Below are 17,696 nucleotides of genomic sequence, written 5' to 3'. Positions count from 1 at the left end.
ATGATCGGGGTCATGTTTCACGTGAAACATGACCCCGTTTCACAGCCTCAGCCCTGCTCGGCCCACCACTCCTTGAGTGCCGCCACCGCCGCGTCGTGCTCCATCGGGCCGTTCTCGAGGCGCAGTTCCAGCATCTGCTTGTAGGCGCGACCGACGATCGGGCCGGGCCCGACACCGAGAATCTTCATGATCTGGTTGCCGTCGAGGTCCGGGCGGATCGAGTCCAGCTCCTCCTGCTCCTGGAGTTGAGCGATGCGCTCCTCCAGGCCGTCATACGCCCGGGAGAGGGCGGTCGCCTTGCGCTTGTTGCGGGTCGTGCAGTCCGAGCGGGTCAGCTTGTGGAGACGGTCGAGGAGTGGGCCGGCGTCGCGGACGTAGCGGCGGACCGCCGAGTCCGTCCACTCTCCGGTGCCGTAGCCGTGGAACCTCAGGTGGAGTTCGACAAGACGCGAGACGTCCTTCACGAGCTCATTGGAGTACTTGAGCGCCGTCATGCGCTTCTTCGTCATCTTCGCGCCGACCACCTCGTGGTGGTGGAACGAGACCCGCCCGTCCTTCTCGAACCGTCGGGTACGCGGCTTGCCGATGTCGTGCAGCAGCGCGGCCAGACGGAGGGTGAGGTCGGGGCCGTCCTCCTCCAGCGCGATCGCCTGCTCCAGAACGATCAGCGTGTGCTCGTAGACGTCCTTGTGCCGGTGGTGCTCGTCGCTCTCCAGACGCAGCGCCGGCAGCTCGGGCAGGACATGGTCGGCGAGACCGGTGTCGACGAGCAGTTTCAGCCCCTTGCGCGGGTGCGCGGAAAGAATCAGCTTGTTGAGCTCCTCCCGCACACGCTCCGCCGAGACGATCTCGATCCGCCCGGCCATCTCCTTCATCGCAGTGACGACCTCGGGAGCCACCTCGAAGTCGAGCTGCGCGGCGAAGCGGGCCGCACGCATCATCCGCAGCGGGTCGTCGGAGAAGGATGCCTCAGGAGTACCGGGGGTGCGCAGCACACGTGCCGCGATGTCGGCCCGTCCGTCGTGCGGGTCGATGAACGTCTTCTGCGGCAGCGCGAGAGCCATCGCGTTCACGGTGAAGTCACGCCGGACGAGGTCTTCCTCGATCGAGTCGCCGTAGGACACCTCGGGCTTGCGCGAGGTGCGGTCGTACGCCTCCGACCGGTAGGTCGTCACCTCGATCTGGAAGCTGCGTTCAGTGTCTCCGTCGCGTGCGGCCTTCTGGGCCCCGACGGTGCCGAAGGCGATCCCGACCTCCCACACGGCGTCCGCCCATGGCCGGACGATCTTCAGGACGTCCTCGGGGCGCGCGTCGGTCGTGAAGTCGAGATCGTTGCCGAGTCGGCCGAGCAGTGCGTCCCGGACCGAGCCGCCGACAAGCGCGAGCGAGAACCCCGCCTCCTGGAACAGACGGGCAAGTTCGTCGGCGACAGGAGCGACTCGCAGTGACTTGCTGGGCACGCTGTGCTGCTCCTGGCTCGGGACGCTGAGGTGGGCTTCATTGGCGTTCGGCACAACAGAAGAGGGTACGTGGCCCCGGCGAGCGCGGGCGCCCCCATTAAATGCGGCCGAACATCTGCCTGGATACGGGCACAAGACCTGCCCCCTGGTGCGAACAAAGGCGCTTCTCTTTATACGCGCACATAAGGGACGACCAGCCCCGGTCCCCCGATCTTGTGGAGCGGTCCGCGGCACTTCCCCTCCGCGCGCATCGTTACCATGCGTGGACGCACATTCCGACGACCACTGACGACGACGAGGGACGGGCGAGCGCGTGGCCGAGGCGGCAGACTTCCAGGGGACGACTCCCTCACCTGCCCGCCGCTGGCTGCGGCGCACCGGAGCACTGCTGGCCGGTGCGCCTCTGCTGGCCGGCCTCCTCCAGCTGTCCCCTGCCGTTTCCGCGGAAGCGGCAGGTCAGACCTCCGTGAAGGACGCCTCGAGTTCGGGCTCGGTGGCCGTGGCCCTCGACACACTCACCCCCAACGTTCCCACGGACGGCGACACCGTGACCGTGTCGGGCACCGTGACCAACAACGGCAAGCAGACCGTCACCAGCGCCCACGTGGGACTGCGTCTGGGCCCCATGCTCTCCACACGCTCGGCCGTCGACGACGCCGCCAAGAGCAGCGACAGTCTCCGGGGCACGACGGGCACGGAGGTCGGTGGCAAGTACGTCGAGAAGTTCTCCAAGCTCACTCCGGGGGTCGCCGAGCCCTTCAGCATCTCTGTGCCGGTCGACAAGCTGGATCTCGGCAGCGACGGGATCTACCAGTTCGCCGTGTCCCTGTCCGGCCGGACGGCCGCGGAGCCCTGGGACCAGGTCCTCGGCATTCAGCGGACCTTCCTGCCGTGGCAGCCCGACGGCGCCGACACCAGGACGAAGACGACGTTCCTGTGGCCGCTCATCTCCACGGTCCACATGACCGCCGAGACGGGGTCCAACGAGCAGCAGACGCCGGTCTTCCTCAACGACGACCTGGCCAAGGAGATCTCCCCCGGCGGCCGCCTCGACGAGATGCTGTCCCTGGGCAAGGATCTCGACGTCACCTGGGTGATCGACCCGGACCTGCTGGCCTCCGTGGACGCGATGACCCGCAGCTATCGCATCCGGGCCGAAGGCAGCGCCACCACGGCGGGCACGCACCAGGCGGTCGCCAAGCAGTGGCTCGCCCGGCTGCAGACGGCGGTGGCGGACAAGGAGGTCGTCGCCCTGCCCTTCGCCGACCCGGACCTGGCCTCCCTCGCGCACAACGGCACGACGGTCACCGGCTCGCTCAGCCACCTCAAGGAAGCCACGGACGTCGTAGACAACACCGTGGACACGATCCTCCATGTGAAGCCGGTGACCGACTTCGCCTGGCCGGTGGACGGCGCCGTCGACCCGTCGATCGTCAAGGTCGCCACCTCCGCCGGCGCCGACCAGATCATCGCGCGCAGCGACAGCCTCCAGGAGACCGGCGGCCTGCCCTACACGCCCTCCGCGGCCCGTCCGATCGGCGGCGGGACCACCGCCGTGGTCGCCGACGCCCGGCTGTCGACCTCGTTCCAGGGCGACCTCTCGCGGGCGTCCGCCGGCACACTCGCCGTGCAGCGGTTCCTCGCCCAGAGCCTCGCCCTCGACCTCCAGTCGGACAAGCAGCGCAGCGTCGTGATCGCCCCGCAGCGCATGCCGACGACGCGCCAGGCCCAGACGATGGCCGCCGCGCTGACCGCCCTCCAGAGCGGCGACTGGTCCGAGGCGCAGAACCTCACCGCCGCGGCGAAGACCAAGCCGGACCCGGGCGCCACGACGAAGGTCCCGTCGACCACCGCGTACCCCTCCTCGTTGCGCAGGCAGGAGCTGCCGCGGTCGGCCTTCGAGAAGATCGCGACCACCCGGGACAAGCTCGACAACTTCGCGGTGATCCTCTCCGACGAGTCCAGGGTGGTGACCCCGTTCGGGCGGGCGATGAACCGCGGGATGTCCACGTCGTGGCGCGGCCGCCCGACCGAGGCGCAGAGCTTCCGCACCAATGTGGAGGACCATCTCGATGTCCTCGCGAGCCAGGTCAAGCTGATCGACAAGTCCGACATCAAGCTGTCCGGACGCAGCGCCACGATCCCCGTGACCGTGCAGAACAACCTGGTGCAGGGCGTCGATCACCTGGTGCTGCGTCTCACCTCGACGAGCCCCACCCGTCTGCAGATCGGCGGGCACGCCTACGACGAGCAGCCCATCGCCGTCTCCGGCGAACACAGCCAGACCGTGAAGTTCACGACGTCGGCCAAGGCCAACGGCCAGGCGACGGTGGTCGCCCAGCTCTACACCGAGGACGGCCAGGAGTACGGCAATGCCGTCACCTTCGACGTCAAGGTCACCGAGTTCACGGCCACGGTGATGCTGGTCATCGGCGGCGGCTTCCTCCTGCTGGTCCTCGCCGGCTTCCGCATGTACACGCAGCGCAAGCGGGCGGCCGCGCGTGAGGACGAGGAGGACGGCCCCGACGGCCCCGACGGCCCCGACGGCCCGGACGAGTCGGGCGAGGCCGCCGACGAGCCCAAGAACCCCGAGGGCCCCGAGGACCGTCTCAGCAAGGAGTCCGGCACCGACGCCCGGGCAGACGACCCTGAGCAGCCGAGTGACCTGAAACCGGACACCGCATCCGAAAGCACCGACCCGTCCGGCACGGGTGAGAGAGTGGACCGTTGAGGATGCGTGGCCCATGGGCCAGGGACGATGAGGTGGGGTAACCATGAACGCGCCGTACGACGGTGACCGCGGCAGGCCCGCGGGCAGCTCGGGTTCCCCCGAGGGCCCGCCGCCCGAGCACGGCCAGGCGCAGCCGCAGCACCCCGCCGACATGTACCTCCAGGACGCCTACGACCAGGACCCCTACCGGGCGCAGGACCTCTCCGCGCAGGACCCGGTCGCCGAGGCCCTCTACGACCGCGCCGCGCATCCCCCGCCGCCTCCGGGCACCTACCAGCCCCAGCAGCCGCTGTACGCCCAGCCCCAGCAGTCCCCGCACGCTCCCGACCCCCGGGTGTGGGCCCAGACCCCCGCGCCGGAGCCGGACGGCCCGTCCCGGCACCTGCCGTACGGCGACGATCCCCGCAGGACGCAGTACGTGGGCGTCGACGACCTGGTCACGCAGGCCGCCGAGGAGCGCCACGAACCGGATGCCTTCGCGCATCTCTTCCGGGACCAGCAGCAGGGCGGCGGATATCTGCCGTCGGACGCCCCGTCGGTGCCCGGCCCCGCCCCGGCCCCGGGCGGACAGCCGCCGGCACCGCAGTACCAGGCTCCCGCTGCCCCCGCCCCGGCGGCCGACCAGACCCTGAACCTCGGTGCCGTGCCCGCTACGGCCCCGGCGCCCGCCCCCGCGTCGAAGGGCGGCAAGGCCGGCGGACTGCTCAAGTCGAGCGCCGTGATGGCGGCGGGCACGATGGTCTCCCGCCTCACCGGATTCATCCGCTCCGCGCTGATCGTCTCCGCCCTCGGTGTCGGCCTGCTCGGTGACACCTTCCAGGTCGCCTACCAGCTGCCGACGATGATCTACATCCTCACCGTCGGCGGCGGCCTCAACTCCGTGTTCGTCCCGCAGCTGGTGCGCGCGATGAAGGAGGACGAGGACGGCGGCGAGGCCTACGCCAACCGGCTGCTGACGCTGGTCATGGTGGCGCTGGGCGGACTCACGGTGCTGGCGGTCCTCGGTGCCCCGCTCCTGATCCGTCTGCTGTCCGACTCGGTCGCCGGCGACCCGGCGGCCAACGAGGTAGGCGTCACCTTCGTCCGCTACTTCCTGCCCTCGATCTTCTTCATGGGCGTCCACGTGGTGATGGGTCAGGTCCTCAACGCCCGAGGGAAGTTCGGCGCGATGATGTGGACGCCGGTCCTGAACAACATCGTCATCATCGTCACGCTCGGCATGTTCATCTGGGTGTACGGCACCGCCGCCGACTCCGGCATGAAGGTCACCACCATCCCGCCGGAGGGCCAGCGGCTCCTCGGCATCGGTGTGCTGCTCGGCCTGGTCGTCCAGGCGCTGGCGATGATCCCGTACCTGCGCGAGACCGGGTTCCGGCTGCGACTGCGCTTCGACTGGAGGGGCCACGGCCTCGGCAAGGCCGTCACCCTCGCCAAGTGGACCGTCCTCTTCGTTCTTGCCAACCAGGCCGGCGCCATCGTCGTCTCGCAGCTGTCCACCTCGGCGGGCAAGCACTCGCCCGTCGACGGCACGGGCTTCGCCGCCTACGCCAACGCCCAGCTGATCTGGGGCCTGCCGCAGGCCATCATCACCGTCTCCCTGATGGCCGCTCTGCTGCCGCGCATCTCGCGCTCGGCGGCCGAGGGCGACAGCGGCGCCGTACGCGACGACATCTCCCAGGGGCTGCGGACCACGGCCGTCGCCATCGTCCCGATCTCCTTCGGCTTCCTCGCCCTCGGCATCCCGATGTGCACGCTGATCTTCGGCTCCTCGGGCACCAGCGAGGCCACGAACATGGGGTACATGCTGATGGCCTTCGGCCTCGGCCTGATCCCGTACTCCGTGCAGTACGTCGTCCTGCGTGCGTTCTACGCCTACGAGGACACCCGGACGCCCTTCTACAACACCGTCATCGTGGCCGCGGTCAACGCGGGCGCCTCGACGCTGTGTTACTTCGTGCTCCCGGCCCGCTGGGCCGTGGCCGGCATGGCCGCCTCGTACGGCCTCGCCTACGCGATCGGCGTCGGTGTCGCCTGGAACCGGCTGCGCAAGCGCCTCGGCGGCGATCTGGACGGCGCCCGTGTCCTGCGGACCTACGCACGGCTCGCGCTCGCCTCGATTCCGGCGGCGCTGCTCAGCGGTGTGGCCTGCTACGAGATCGGCAAGACGATCGGCCAGGGCGTCCTCGGATCGTTCACCGCGCTGCTGGTCGGCGGAGCCGTACTGCTCGGGATCTTCTTCGTTGCCGCTCGCAGGATGCGCATCGAAGAGCTGAACTCGCTGGTCGGCATGGTCCGCGGACGTCTGGGGCGCTGACAGGCGGGTACGCGCACAACCATCGTCCGCCACCGTGTGTCGTGCATAGCGGCGGACTGTGGGCACAATTGGTTTCGGCGTCGGACGGCGCGCACGGAAGTCGGTCGGCGCGCAAGGATTGGGGAGGCAGGGACGACGGTGGCGGAACGGAGCACGGCTGCCGTCGACGTGGCAGACAACAGCGGTGACGAGCCGCTGACCGCGGAGGCGGACCAGTCCACGGCCGACGGGGTGGCCCAGAACCGGGAGCGGGACACGGAGAACGACGAGGCACAGGGGAGCGGCGGGACCGAGGGTCCTGAGAAGGCCTCACCACCCGAGCTGCACAGCGGTCACAAGCTCGCCAGACGGTACAGGCTCGAGGAGTGCGTCACCCGTCTGGACGGATTCAGCAGCTGGCGTGCCGTGGACGAGAAGCTGCGCCGTGCCGTCGGTGTCCATCTGCTGCCCGCGGACCACACACGGGCCCGTTCGGTGCTGGCGGCGGCCCGTTCCGCGGCACTGCTCGGCGACCCCCGCTTCGTGCAGGTGCTGGACGCCGTGGAAGAGAACGACCTCGTCTACGTCGTCCACGAGTGGCTGCCCGACGCCGTCGAGCTGACCGCCCTTCTCGCCGCCGGCCCGATGGAGCCGCACGACGCGTACCAGATGGTCAGTCAGGTCTCCTCCGCGATGGCCGCCGCGCACCGCGAGGGCCTGGCGCATCTGCGGCTGAACCCCAACGCCGTGCTGCGCACCTCCAGCGGCCAGTGGCGCATCCGCGGTCTCGCCGTCAACGCCGCGCTGCGCGGCATCAGTTCGGACACCCCGCAGCGCACCGACACAGAATCCATCGGCGCGCTGCTGTATGCCGGGCTCACCCAGCGCTGGCCGTACGAGAACGACGCCTACGGCCTGTCCGGGCTGCCCAAGGACGTCGGCCTGATCGCACCCGACCAGGTGCGGGCCCACGTCCACCGCGGGCTGTCCGAGCTCTCCATGCGCGCACTCGTCAACGACGGGGCGACCGCCTCGCGTCACGAGTCCCCGTGCACGACGCCGGAGGAGCTGGTGAAGGCGATCGGCGAGATGCCCCGCATCCGCCCGCCGGAGCCCTCGTTCACCGCGCCGCCGGACTACCAGCGCACGACGTACCAGCAGGGCACCTACGGCCGCCCCGCACCACATCCCGGCGTCACCCAGCCGGTGCCGACGCCCCCGGCCCCGCTGCAGAGCCGTACCGGCAAGGCCCTGAAGTGGGCCGTCTCGGCCCTCCTCATCGCGGCCCTGGGCCTGGGCAGCTGGCAGCTCGCGGACGCGCTCATGGACAAGGGCGGCAAGTCCGACGGCACCAACAACACACAGACGACCGACGGGCACGACAAGAACGGCAGCAAGACGTCGCCGGTCAGGCCCCTCAAGATCACGGGCGCGCAGGAGTACGCCGCCGAGGGTTCGCTGCAGGCACCCGAGGACGTCGGCAAGACCTACGACGGCAGCAGCTCCACCTACTGGCGGACCAAGAGCTACAACGCCGGCCCCAGGCTCGCGCCGTACAAGCCGGGCGTGGGCATCGTCTACGAGCTCGGCTCCAACCAGACGATCTCGACGGCGACCATAGGGCTCCGATACGGCGGCGACCACACGACCGTCCATCTGTACGCCACCGACTCCCTGACCCCGTCGACGTCGGTGGACGGAATGAAGGAGATCGGAACCGCCACCACGAATGGCACCTCTCTCACGGTGAAGGCCTCGAGCAAGGTCAAGACCCAGTACGTTCTGCTGTGGATCACGGACGTGCCGCAGGCACCCGCCGACGACTACAGCCGAGCGGGCTACAAGCAGGCCGTCACGGACGTGAAGTTCACCGGCTGACCAGAAACCGCATCCCGGGGGAGGGGGTCCGATGGCAGATGACACCGCATACGGCGACACCAGCGATCAGGACCTCCTGGCCCGCCACGTAGACGGCGACCCGGACGCCTTCGGTGAGCTTGTGCGGCGTCATCGCGACCGGCTCTGGGCGGTGGCCCTGCGGACGCTGGGAGACCGTGAGGAGGCCGCTGACGCCGTCCAGGACGCCCTGGTGTCGGCCTACCGTGCCGCCCACACCTTCCGGGGCCAGTCGGCCGTCACGACATGGCTGCACCGGATCACCGTGAACGCGTGTCTCGACCGTGCGCGCAAGGCCGCCTCCCGGAAGACCTCCCCGGTCGACGACACCGAGCGGCTGGAGCAGCTGCTGGAGCCGCACGAGGAGGCGTCCGCGCCGGCCGAGCGCAACGATCTGCACCGCCAGCTCCTGGAGGCCCTCGGCACTCTCCCCCCGGACCAGCGGGCCGCTCTCGTCCTCGTCGACATGCAGGGGTATCCCGTCGCCGAGGCCGCGCATCTGCTCGATGTGCCGACCGGCACCGTGAAGAGCCGCTGCGCCCGGGGAAGAGCCAGACTGCTGCCGCTGCTCGCTCATCTACGGCCAGAGAAGGCCGACGAGAAAAAGGAACGGGGCGAAGAGCGGAACCGGACTCAGGGGACATCCGTCCCACCGGCAGCGGGACCGCCGACCGACGGTCCACGCGATACCGGTCCGAGTGATTCAGCTGCAGTGAAGGGCGGAGGTGGGCGAGCGTGACATCCACGACGGACATGGCCGGGCACCCGGACGTCGCCGAGATCTCCGACCTCACCGAAGGCCTGCTCGAACCGTCGCGGTCCGCCGACATACAGCGGCATCTGGACGAGTGCGAGCTGTGCGCGGACGTCCACGCATCGCTGGAGGAGATCCGCGGGCTCCTCGGCTCGGTGCCGGGGCCGACCCGGATGCCGACCGATGTCGCGGAACGGATCGACGCCGCCCTCGCGGCCGAGGCGCTGCTGAACGCCACGGCGCCCGACGACACGGACTCGTCCGCTCTCGTCGGCTCCGCCCGTTCCGTGGGCGACACCGACGAGGACACGCATGTTTCACGTGAAACATCGCCTGCGGCGGATCGTCCGGCGGGCCACGCCCGCTCCTCCACCACCGGGCCGGGTCGCAAGGAGCGCAAGAGGACCGGGCGTCGCAGGATCGCCGTCCTGGGCACCGTCTTCACGGTCGCCGCACTGGGCTTCGGTTCCGTCCTGGTGGCGACGCTGAACGACGGGAAGCCGCCCGCCACAGAAGCCCAGAAGTCGACAGGGCCGGACACCTTCTCGGAGTCCGGGCTGCAGAACCAGGTGTCCGGCCTCCTCAAGAAGCAGGGCACGGAGAGCGGCTCCCACGCACCGCGCAGCCTCGGCGTGGACGGCGGAAGCAACCAGCCCAAGGTCTTCACGCAGCCCTCGATCCCGGACTGTGTGAGTGAGGGCATCGGGCGGACGGACGCGCCGCTCGCCACGCAGCAAGGGACCTACAAGGGAACCGGCGCTCTGCTCGTGGTCATGCCCGACGCCAACGCCGGCAGCCAGGTGATCGCCTACATCGTCGACTCGACGTGTGTGACGCACCCGTCGTCCGGCAAGGCGAAGGTGCTTCTGACGCGCTCGTACAACCAGCCCTGAGCGGGCACGCTTGGCCTTCGTTCTGCGTGGTATCCCGTACGGTGTGGCGTCTCCGTGTGCCCGGACACAGCGGGAATGCACGCCCCTTAGGATCCGTTGGGTGGGGTGAGAGCTTCGAGAGGGGCTCCCTCCGGTCCGACGACGCAGTCCAGAGACGAGGAATCAAGCCGTGAGCGACGTCCGTAACGTGATCATCATCGGCTCCGGGCCCGCCGGCTACACGGCGGCGCTCTACACCGCGCGCGCGTCGCTGAAGCCGCTGGTGTTCGAGGGCGCCGTCACCGCCGGTGGCGCGCTGATGAACACCACCGACGTGGAGAACTTCCCGGGCTTCCGGGACGGCATCATGGGCCCCGAGCTCATGGACAACATGCGCGCCCAGGCCGAGCGCTTCGGCGCCGAGCTCGTCCCGGACGACATCGTCTCCGTCGATCTGACCGGTGAGATCAAGACCGTCACCGACACCGCCGGCACCGTACACAAGGCGAAGGCGGTCATCGTCACCACGGGCTCCCAGCACCGCAAGCTCGGCCTGCCGAACGAGGACGCACTCTCCGGCCGCGGAGTCTCCTGGTGTGCCACCTGTGACGGGTTCTTCTTCAAGGACCAGGACATCGCCGTGATCGGCGGTGGGGACACGGCCATGGAGGAGGCGACCTTCCTCTCCCGCTTCGCCAAGTCCGTGACCATCGTCCACCGCCGGGACACCCTGCGCGCCTCCAAGGCGATGCAGGAGCGCGCCTTCGCCGACCCGAAGATCAAGTTCGTCTGGGACAGCGAGGTCGCCGAGATCCAGGGCGACCCGAAGCTCTCCGGACTGAAGCTGCGCAACATCAAGACCGGCGAGCTCTCGGACCTGGCGGTCACCGGCCTCTTCATCGCGATCGGCCACGACCCGCGCACCGAACTCTTCAAGGGCCAGCTGGACCTCGACGAGGAGGGCTACCTCAAGGTCGAGGCTCCCTCGACCCGCACCAACGTGACGGGCGTTTTCGCCGCCGGTGATGTGGTCGACCACACCTACCGTCAGGCGATCACCGCGGCCGGCACCGGCTGCTCCTCCGCTCTCGACGCCGAGCGCTTCCTCGCCGCCCTCGCGGACGAGGAGAAGGCCGAGCCCGAGAAGACCACTGTCTGACCTCCCTATCCGCCCCACGCACCAACCAGTTAAGGAGCCCGCCGTGGCCGGCACCCTGAAGAACGTGACCGACGACTCCTTCGAGCAGGACGTCCTCAAGAACGACAAGCCCGTACTGGTGGACTTCTGGGCCGCCTGGTGCGGTCCCTGCCGCCAGATCGCGCCGTCCCTCGAGGCGATCGCCTCCGAGTACGGCGACAAGATCGAGGTCGTCAAGCTCAACATCGACGAGAACCCGGGTACGGCCGCCAAGTACGGCGTCATGTCCATCCCGACGCTGAACGTCTACCAGGGTGGCGAGGTCGCCAAGACCATCGTCGGTGCCAAGCCGAAGGCCGCCATCGTCCGCGACCTCGAGGACTTCATCGCCGAGTAGCCGGACGCGGCCGTCGAGCCGACGGCGCATGTTTCACGTGAAACACGAATGGGCCAACCCTCCGGAGGGTTGGCCCATTCGCTTGTCCGGGTGACGTTCAGAGCGGCCTCAGTGCCGGCTCCTTCTGCACTGCGCCCAGCAGACGGTCGAGCGCCATCTCCACGTCTTCCTTCCACGACAGCGTCGTCCGCAGCTCCAGCCTCAGCCGCGGGTGCGCCGGATGCGGGCGGACCGTCTTGAAGCCCACGGCGAGGAGGTGGTCGGCCGGCAGGACACAGGCGGGTTCCTTCCACCGCGCATCCCCGAAAGCCTCGATGGCCTTGAAGCCTCGTCGCAGCAGATCCTTGGCGACCGTCTGGACCATGACCCGTCCAAGCCCCTGCCCCTGATACCCGGGCATGATGAACGCGGTCATCAGCTGCACGGCGTCCGGTGACACGGGGCTCGTGGGGAAGGCCGTCGAGCGGGGCACATAGGCCGGAGGGGCGTAGAGCACGAAGCCCACTGGCACGTCATCGACGTAGACCACGCGGCCGCAGGATCCCCAGTCCAGCAGGACCGCCGAGATCCACGCCTCCTTCTCCAGAGCCGCGGTGCCCGCCTTTATCGCGGCCTCACCGCTGACGGGGTCCAGCTCCCAGAAGACGCACGAACGGCAGCGGTTGGGGAGGTCCTGAAGGTTGTCCAGCGTGAGCGGTACGAGCCGACGCCCCATGAAGCCTGTTCCTCGCTTCCCTCGCCCGCGGCACCGCGGGCGACTGTCAGAGCGTTCCGTTCTCTGAGGAGACTGCCGACGAAGCCGCCGACTGCGCCCAACCCCAGGCCCGCGCTCACCAGTCCGGTGCGGCTCATCGTTCGCATGGCCCCTGCCTCCCTCTCAGAGGTACTGCCAGGTGGATGCGCCATACCCGAACGCATCGTATCCACCAAGCGATTGCATCGATACCGCCTGAAAGCAAAGAGCGGGCCGTGTTCCGGTACACACCGGACACGGCCCGCTCCACCGGCCGACGGGGCAGAACCGCCCCTTCGGCCACAGCCTTCTAGTCCTCGATCTCCTCGGACTCGCCGTCCAGAAGGCTCTTCTGCAGCACCGGTCCTTCGCCGGGAGCGAGGCTCCCGAGGATCCGCTCAAGGTCCTCCATGGACGCGAACTCGACGGTGATCTTGCCCTTCTTCTGCCCCAGATCGACCTTCACCCGCGTCTCGAAACGGTCCGAGAGACGGGTCGCGAGGTCGGACAGCGCCGGGGAGACCCGGGTACCGGCCCGCGGGCCCTTGGAGCGCTGAGTCGTCTGCGGCCGCGAGCCCATCAGGGTCACGATCTCCTCGACGGCCCGCACCGACAGCCCCTCGGCGACGATCCGGTGAGCCAGCCTGTCCTGCTCCTCCGAGTCGTCGACGGAGAGCAGAGCCCTCGCATGGCCGGCGGAGAGAACCCCGGCCGCCACCCGGCGCTGGACCGCCGGCGAAAGCTTCAGCAGACGCAGGGTGTTGGAGACCTGCGGACGCGAACGGCCGATGCGGTCGGCGAGCTGGTCGTGCGTGCAGTTGAAGTCCTTCAGCAGCTGGTCGTAGGCCGCGGCCTCTTCCAGCGGGTTCAGCTGCGCCCGGTGCAGGTTCTCCAGGAGGGCGTCCAGGAGAAGCTTCTCGTCGTCGGTGGCTCGCACGATCGCCGGGATCGCCTCGAGTCCGGCCTCACGGCAGGCCCGCCAGCGCCGCTCGCCCATGATGAGCTCATAGCGAGCGGGACCCAACTGCCGTACGACGACCGGCTGGAGAAGACCGACCTCCTGAATGGAGGTGACCAGTTCCTGCAGTGCGTCCTCGTCGAAGACCTCACGTGGCTGGCGCGGGTTCGGCGTGATGGAGTCGAGAGGGATCTCCGCGAAGTGCGCGCCCATGGGAGCTGCGGGCGTGTCCGCGGGGGCGCCGAAGGGCGACTCCTCGGTTTCATGTGAAACAGGTGGCAGCGTGGCCACCTTTGCCGCGGCCACCCCACGCTCGTTCGTCAGCACCGGGACCGACGACGGAGACGCAGAAGAAGCGCCCCCCATCGCAGCCGGGGGCGGCGTCTTCTCCGTCGGTGCAGCAGGGATCAGTGCGCCGAGACCACGGCCCAAACCCCTCCGTCGCTCGCTCACTGCATTCCCTCCACCATGCTCGGGTCGCTCTGGGCGCCGATGTGGGCATGCGGCGCCTCATAGCTGACGCCGACACCCTTCAACGCGATTTCTCGTGCCGCCTCAAGATAGGACAGCGCACCGCTCGAACCCGGATCGTAGGTCAGCACGGTCTGGCCATAGCTCGGCGCCTCGGAGATACGGACCGAGCGGGGGATGCTCGTCCGCAGCACCTCTTCACCGAAGTGGCTGCGCACCTCGTCGGCGACCTGGGAGGCGAGACGCGTCCGGCCGTCGTACATGGTGAGCAGGATCGTCGATACGTGCAGCGCGGGGTTGAGGTGCCCCCGCACCAGGTCGACATTGCGCAACAGCTGTCCCAGGCCCTCCAGCGCGTAGTACTCGCACTGGATCGGGATGAGGACCTCCGCGCCTGCCACCAACGCGTTGACCGTCAGCAGGCCGAGCGAGGGTGGGCAGTCGATCAGGATGTAGTCCAGCGGCTGCTCGTAGGCCTGGATGGCCCGCTGCAGCCTGCTCTCGCGCGCCACCAGGGACACCAGCTCGATCTCTGCACCGGCGAGATCGATCGTGGCGGGGGCACAGAAGAGACCCTCGACATCCGGGACCGGCTGGACGACTTCCGCGAGCGGTTTGCTTTCGACCAGGACGTCGTAGATGGACGGGACTTCGGCGTGATGGTCGATCCCCAGCGCGGTGGATGCGTTGCCCTGTGGGTCGAGGTCGATCACCAGGACACGGCCACCGTGCAGGGCAAGGGAGGCGGCAAGGTTGACGGTCGTCGTCGTCTTGCCGACGCCGCCCTTCTGGTTGGCGACCACCATGACGCGTGTCTGCTCGGGCCGCGGCAGACCCTCGCCGGCACGTCCCAGAGCCTCCACCGCCAGTTGGGCAGCACGACCGATCGGAGTGTCGTCCATCGGGGGCGGTGTTTCACGTGAAACATCCTCCCCGATCGACTCGGTACGGGGACCGGGGACCGGATCGGTCATCGGTCCCGCGATGTTGGCGTCGGACCGCAAGGATTCACTCTCCTCGACTTCAGGCTCGCAATGAACAGAGCCTCCCATGTCTTCGGGGTCGTGAACCAGTGAGGCCTGTTGTTCTGTGGAGAAATCCACCTCTGTGGAAATCTCTGTACCCCTTGAGTGGGGTCGAGCGGTGTGGGTGGGCGCCTCTTCCAGTGAACCAAGAGGCTTGCGGTCGCGGGGTTCGGCCGCAGCGCGGCCGCGACTGATGATGCCGTGCAACAGTGAGCGACGTTTCACGTGAAACACGATGCACAGCCGCGGTGGCCGAACTGTCGCGACACTCCGGCGTGTGTAGGTTTGGCAGCTTGTGTGGAGTACGTCTCGTCGTCAGGCCGCGTCAACGGCGACGGCGAGTCCGCCCCGTGCGAGCAGCCTTGGCCTTCTTCGCAGCGAAGCGCACACCGCCAGGGCTCTCCCCGACCTCGACCCGCACCACCGTGGACAGAGGATCCACCACTCCCTCGCCCACATGGAGGATGGACGTCTCCACCGCACCGAGCTTGCTCAGCGCCGTGGCCGCGCTCTTGAGCTCTTCCTCAGCGGTGTCCCCCTTGAGGGCGAGCATCTCTCCGTAGGGCCGCAGCAGCGGAATGCCCCATGTGGCCAAGCGGTCCAGGGGTGCCACGGCCCGTGCCGTCACGACATGGACCGGCGGCACCTTGCCCATGACCTCCTCGGCGCGGCCGCGGACGACCGTCACATGGTCCAGGCCCAGCAGCTCGACGACCTCGGTGAGGAAGTTCGTGCGCCGCAGCAACGGCTCCAGCAGCGTGATCTTCAGGTCCTCCCGGACGAGCGCCAGAGGGATGCCCGGCAGCCCGGCGCCCGAACCGACGTCGCACACGGTCACCCCCTCGGGTACGACCTCGGACAGCACCGCACAGTTCAGCATGTGCCGCTCCCACAGACGGGGAACCTCACGCGGGCCGATCAGCCCGCGCTGCACACCCGCCTCAGCGAGCAGCTCCGCGTAGCGGACGGCGTCCGCGTAGCGATCGCCGAACACCTCACGCGCCTGCTCGGGCGCAGGGGGGAGTTCCGCTGCCTCCGTCACGGGGACCGTCCTTCCGTACCGCTTCAGCGCATCCGCGCCGGCCAACAGAACTATCAGGCTGACAAAGTTCGGCCCCGCCTGCGCAACAGACGGGGCCGGGGAACCTACGAACCGATCAGGCGGGAAGCACGACGACGAAGCGCTGCGGCTCCTCGCCCTCGGACTCGCTGCGCAGACCAGCGGCCTTGACCGCGTCGTGCACGACCTTGCGCTCGAAGGGCGTCATCGGCTTCATCTTCACCGGCTCGCCGGTGTTCTTGACCTCCGCGGCCGCCTTGGCACCCAGCTCGGAGAGCTCGGCACGCTTCTTGGCCCGGTAGCCCGCGATGTCCAGCATCAGCCGGCTGCGGTCGCCGGTCTCCCGGTGCACCGCCAGTCGCGTGAGCTCCTGGAGTGCCTCCAGCACCTCACCGTCACGGCCGACCAGCTTCTGCAGGTCTCGGCTGTTCGCGTCGCTGATGATCGACACAGCGGCGCGGTCGGCCTCGACGTCCATGTCGATGTCGCCGTCGAGATCGGCGATGTCCAGCAGACCCTCGAGGTAGTCCGCCGCGATCTCGCCCTCCTGCTCCAGGCGGGTCAGGGTGTCTGCACCCTCGGCAGCAGCGGAGGTGGTGCCTTCCGTCACGGGATGGGCTCCTTCTTACTTCTTGGACGGGGACTTGGGGCGCTGCGGGCCCTTGCGCTGCCCGGACTGGGCCTTGCTGCGGGTGCCGCTGCCGGGCTGCTTCGGCTGAGCCTTCTTGGCAGCGGAGGCCGGCTTGGCGTCCTCGGGCTGGTCGGACTTGCTCAGCGACGTGGGCGATCCGGAGTCGGCCGGCTTCGTGGCGCCGGACTGGCGCTGGGCCTTCGACTGACGCTTGGGCTGCTGACGCTTGGGGGCGGCGGTGCCGCTCGTGGGCGTACCGTCCTCGGTCTGGGCAGCGACGGCGTTCTCGCTCTTCACCACGCTGCCGTCGGCCTGGGCCGCGAGGCCCGACTTGTTCAGGGCGTTGATGAACTTGCGCTCGAACTCGTTGCGGTCACGGCCCTTGGCCACGATCGCCTTGACGATGGTCCGCTCACTGCGCCGGCGGGTCCTGCCGTGGTGCGTGACGTGCTTGAGGAGGCGCTCGAGGTAGGCGGCCTGAGCCTTGGAGCCCGGGGTCGGGTTGTTGTGGATGACGTACATCTGCTGGCCCATGGTCCACACGTTGGTGGTCAGCCAGTAGACGAGGACACCGACCGGGAAGTTGATGCCGAAGACGGCGAACATGACCGGGAAGACGTACATCAGCATCTTCTGCTGCTGCATGAACGGCGTCTTCACCGTGGTGTCGACGTTCTTCGTCATCAGCTGACGCTGCGTGTAGAACTGCGACGCCGACATCAGGACGATCATGATGGCGGTGACGACACGGACGTCGGTCAGCGTGGCGCCCAGCTGGGCGACCTTGTCCGAGCTGTCCGTGAACTTCGCGGCGAGCGGGGCACCGAAGATGTGCGCCTTACGGGCGCTGGCGAGCAGCTGATCGTCGATGACGCCGATCGTCTTGCCCGTCGCGATGCCGTTCAGCACGTGATACAGGGCGAAGAAGAACGGCGACTGCGCCAGGATGGGAAGGCACGAGGAGAGCGGGTTGGTGCCCGTCTCCTTGTACAGCTTCATCATCTCTTCGGACTGGCGCTGCTTGTCGCTCTTGTAGCGCTCCTGGATCTTCTTCATCTCGGGCTGCAGCGTCTGCATGGCCCGGGTCGCCTTGATCTGCTTCACGAAGAGCGGGATCAGGCAGATACGGATCAGAATCACCAGGGACACGATGGACAGGCCCCAGGCCCAGCCCGTGTCGGGACCGAAGATCTTCCCGTACACGGAGTGGAACTGGACGATGACCCATGAGACGGGTGTCGTGATGAAGCTGAAGAGGCTGGCAATCGTGTCCACTA

14 protein-coding genes are annotated in these 17,696 nt (G+C 68.6%); 7 read left to right on the top strand and 7 right to left on the bottom strand.

The genetic code is table 11. From position 1 onward, the window contains the following. Positions 1–47: 47 nt before the first annotated feature. Positions 48–1,514 carry a CCA tRNA nucleotidyltransferase gene (locus tag MQN93_RS13790; RefSeq protein ID WP_242709693.1) on the bottom strand — a complete coding sequence of 489 codons (1,467 nt, stop codon included), beginning with the start codon at positions 1,512–1,514 and terminating at the stop codon, positions 48–50. A 259-nt stretch (positions 1,515–1,773) separates the two neighbouring features. Between MQN93_RS13790 and MQN93_RS13785 the strand changes: the two genes are divergently transcribed. The 7 genes from MQN93_RS13785 to trxA all read left to right on the top strand — a co-directional run bounded on the left by MQN93_RS13785 (position 1,774) and on the right by trxA (position 11,541). Next, complete coding sequence (locus MQN93_RS13785) at positions 1,774–4,191, top strand: DUF6049 family protein (RefSeq protein ID WP_242709692.1); 2,418 nt, start codon at positions 1,774–1,776, stop codon at positions 4,189–4,191. Positions 4,192–4,234: 43 nt separating this feature from the next. Next, entirely contained in the window at positions 4,235–6,505 is a 2,271-nt protein-coding gene (murJ, locus tag MQN93_RS13780; protein ID WP_242709691.1) for a murein biosynthesis integral membrane protein MurJ, read from the top strand. 138 nt (positions 6,506–6,643) lie between these two features. Next, complete coding sequence (locus tag MQN93_RS13775; protein ID WP_016437032.1) at positions 6,644–8,362, top strand: protein kinase family protein; 1,719 nt, start codon at positions 6,644–6,646, stop codon at positions 8,360–8,362. A gap of 31 nt (positions 8,363–8,393) precedes the next feature. After that, positions 8,394–9,119 (top strand): RNA polymerase sigma factor SigM, encoded by a 726-nt coding sequence (gene sigM / locus MQN93_RS13770; protein WP_016437033.1) that lies wholly within the window; start codon positions 8,394–8,396, stop codon positions 9,117–9,119. Then, the gene (locus MQN93_RS13765; RefSeq protein ID WP_242709690.1) at positions 9,116–10,027 is read left to right on the top strand and encodes an anti-sigma factor family protein; all 912 of its coding nucleotides are present in this window, start codon (positions 9,116–9,118) and stop codon (positions 10,025–10,027) included. Before sigM ends, MQN93_RS13765 begins: the two co-directional genes overlap by 4 nt. A 169-nt stretch (positions 10,028–10,196) precedes the next feature. Then, positions 10,197–11,165 (top strand): thioredoxin-disulfide reductase, encoded by a 969-nt coding sequence (trxB, locus tag MQN93_RS13760; protein WP_242709689.1) that lies wholly within the window; start codon positions 10,197–10,199, stop codon positions 11,163–11,165. 43 nt (positions 11,166–11,208) lie between these two features. After that, positions 11,209–11,541, top strand: a complete 333-nt coding sequence (trxA, locus tag MQN93_RS13755) for a thioredoxin (RefSeq protein WP_016437036.1) — start codon at positions 11,209–11,211, stop codon at positions 11,539–11,541. A gap of 97 nt (positions 11,542–11,638) precedes the next feature. Here trxA and MQN93_RS13750 read toward each other — a convergent pair whose 3' ends face one another. The 6 genes from MQN93_RS13750 to yidC all read right to left on the bottom strand — a co-directional run bounded on the left by MQN93_RS13750 (position 11,639) and on the right by yidC (position 17,694). Further along, complete coding sequence (locus MQN93_RS13750) at positions 11,639–12,256, bottom strand: GNAT family N-acetyltransferase (RefSeq protein ID WP_242709688.1); 618 nt, start codon at positions 12,254–12,256, stop codon at positions 11,639–11,641. Positions 12,257–12,584: 328 nt separating this feature from the next. Beyond that, positions 12,585–13,685, bottom strand: a complete 1,101-nt coding sequence (locus MQN93_RS13745; RefSeq protein WP_242709687.1) for a ParB/RepB/Spo0J family partition protein — start codon at positions 13,683–13,685, stop codon at positions 12,585–12,587. Then, positions 13,682–14,755 carry an AAA family ATPase gene (locus MQN93_RS13740; protein ID WP_078516730.1) on the bottom strand — a complete coding sequence of 358 codons (1,074 nt, stop codon included), beginning with the start codon at positions 14,753–14,755 and terminating at the stop codon, positions 13,682–13,684. Before MQN93_RS13740 ends, MQN93_RS13745 begins: the two co-directional genes overlap by 4 nt. Before the next feature lie 298 nt (positions 14,756–15,053). Beyond that, entirely contained in the window at positions 15,054–15,770 is a 717-nt protein-coding gene (gene rsmG / locus MQN93_RS13735; protein WP_016437040.1) for a 16S rRNA (guanine(527)-N(7))-methyltransferase RsmG, read from the bottom strand. 115 nt (positions 15,771–15,885) lie between these two features. Continuing rightward, positions 15,886–16,398, bottom strand: a complete 513-nt coding sequence (locus tag MQN93_RS13730; RefSeq protein ID WP_016437041.1) for a Jag family protein — start codon at positions 16,396–16,398, stop codon at positions 15,886–15,888. 15 nt (positions 16,399–16,413) lie between these two features. Continuing rightward, positions 16,414–17,694 (bottom strand): membrane protein insertase YidC, encoded by a 1,281-nt coding sequence (gene yidC, locus MQN93_RS13725; protein WP_242709686.1) that lies wholly within the window; start codon positions 17,692–17,694, stop codon positions 16,414–16,416. Positions 17,695–17,696: the final 2 nt, after the last annotated feature.

Source organism: Streptomyces spinosisporus, from assembly GCF_022698145.1.
Lineage (GTDB): Bacteria > Actinomycetota > Actinomycetes > Streptomycetales > Streptomycetaceae > Streptomyces > Streptomyces spinosisporus.
The sequence above is the reverse complement of the archived record's forward strand: the minus strand, read 5'-3'. Positions and strand labels throughout refer to the sequence as shown.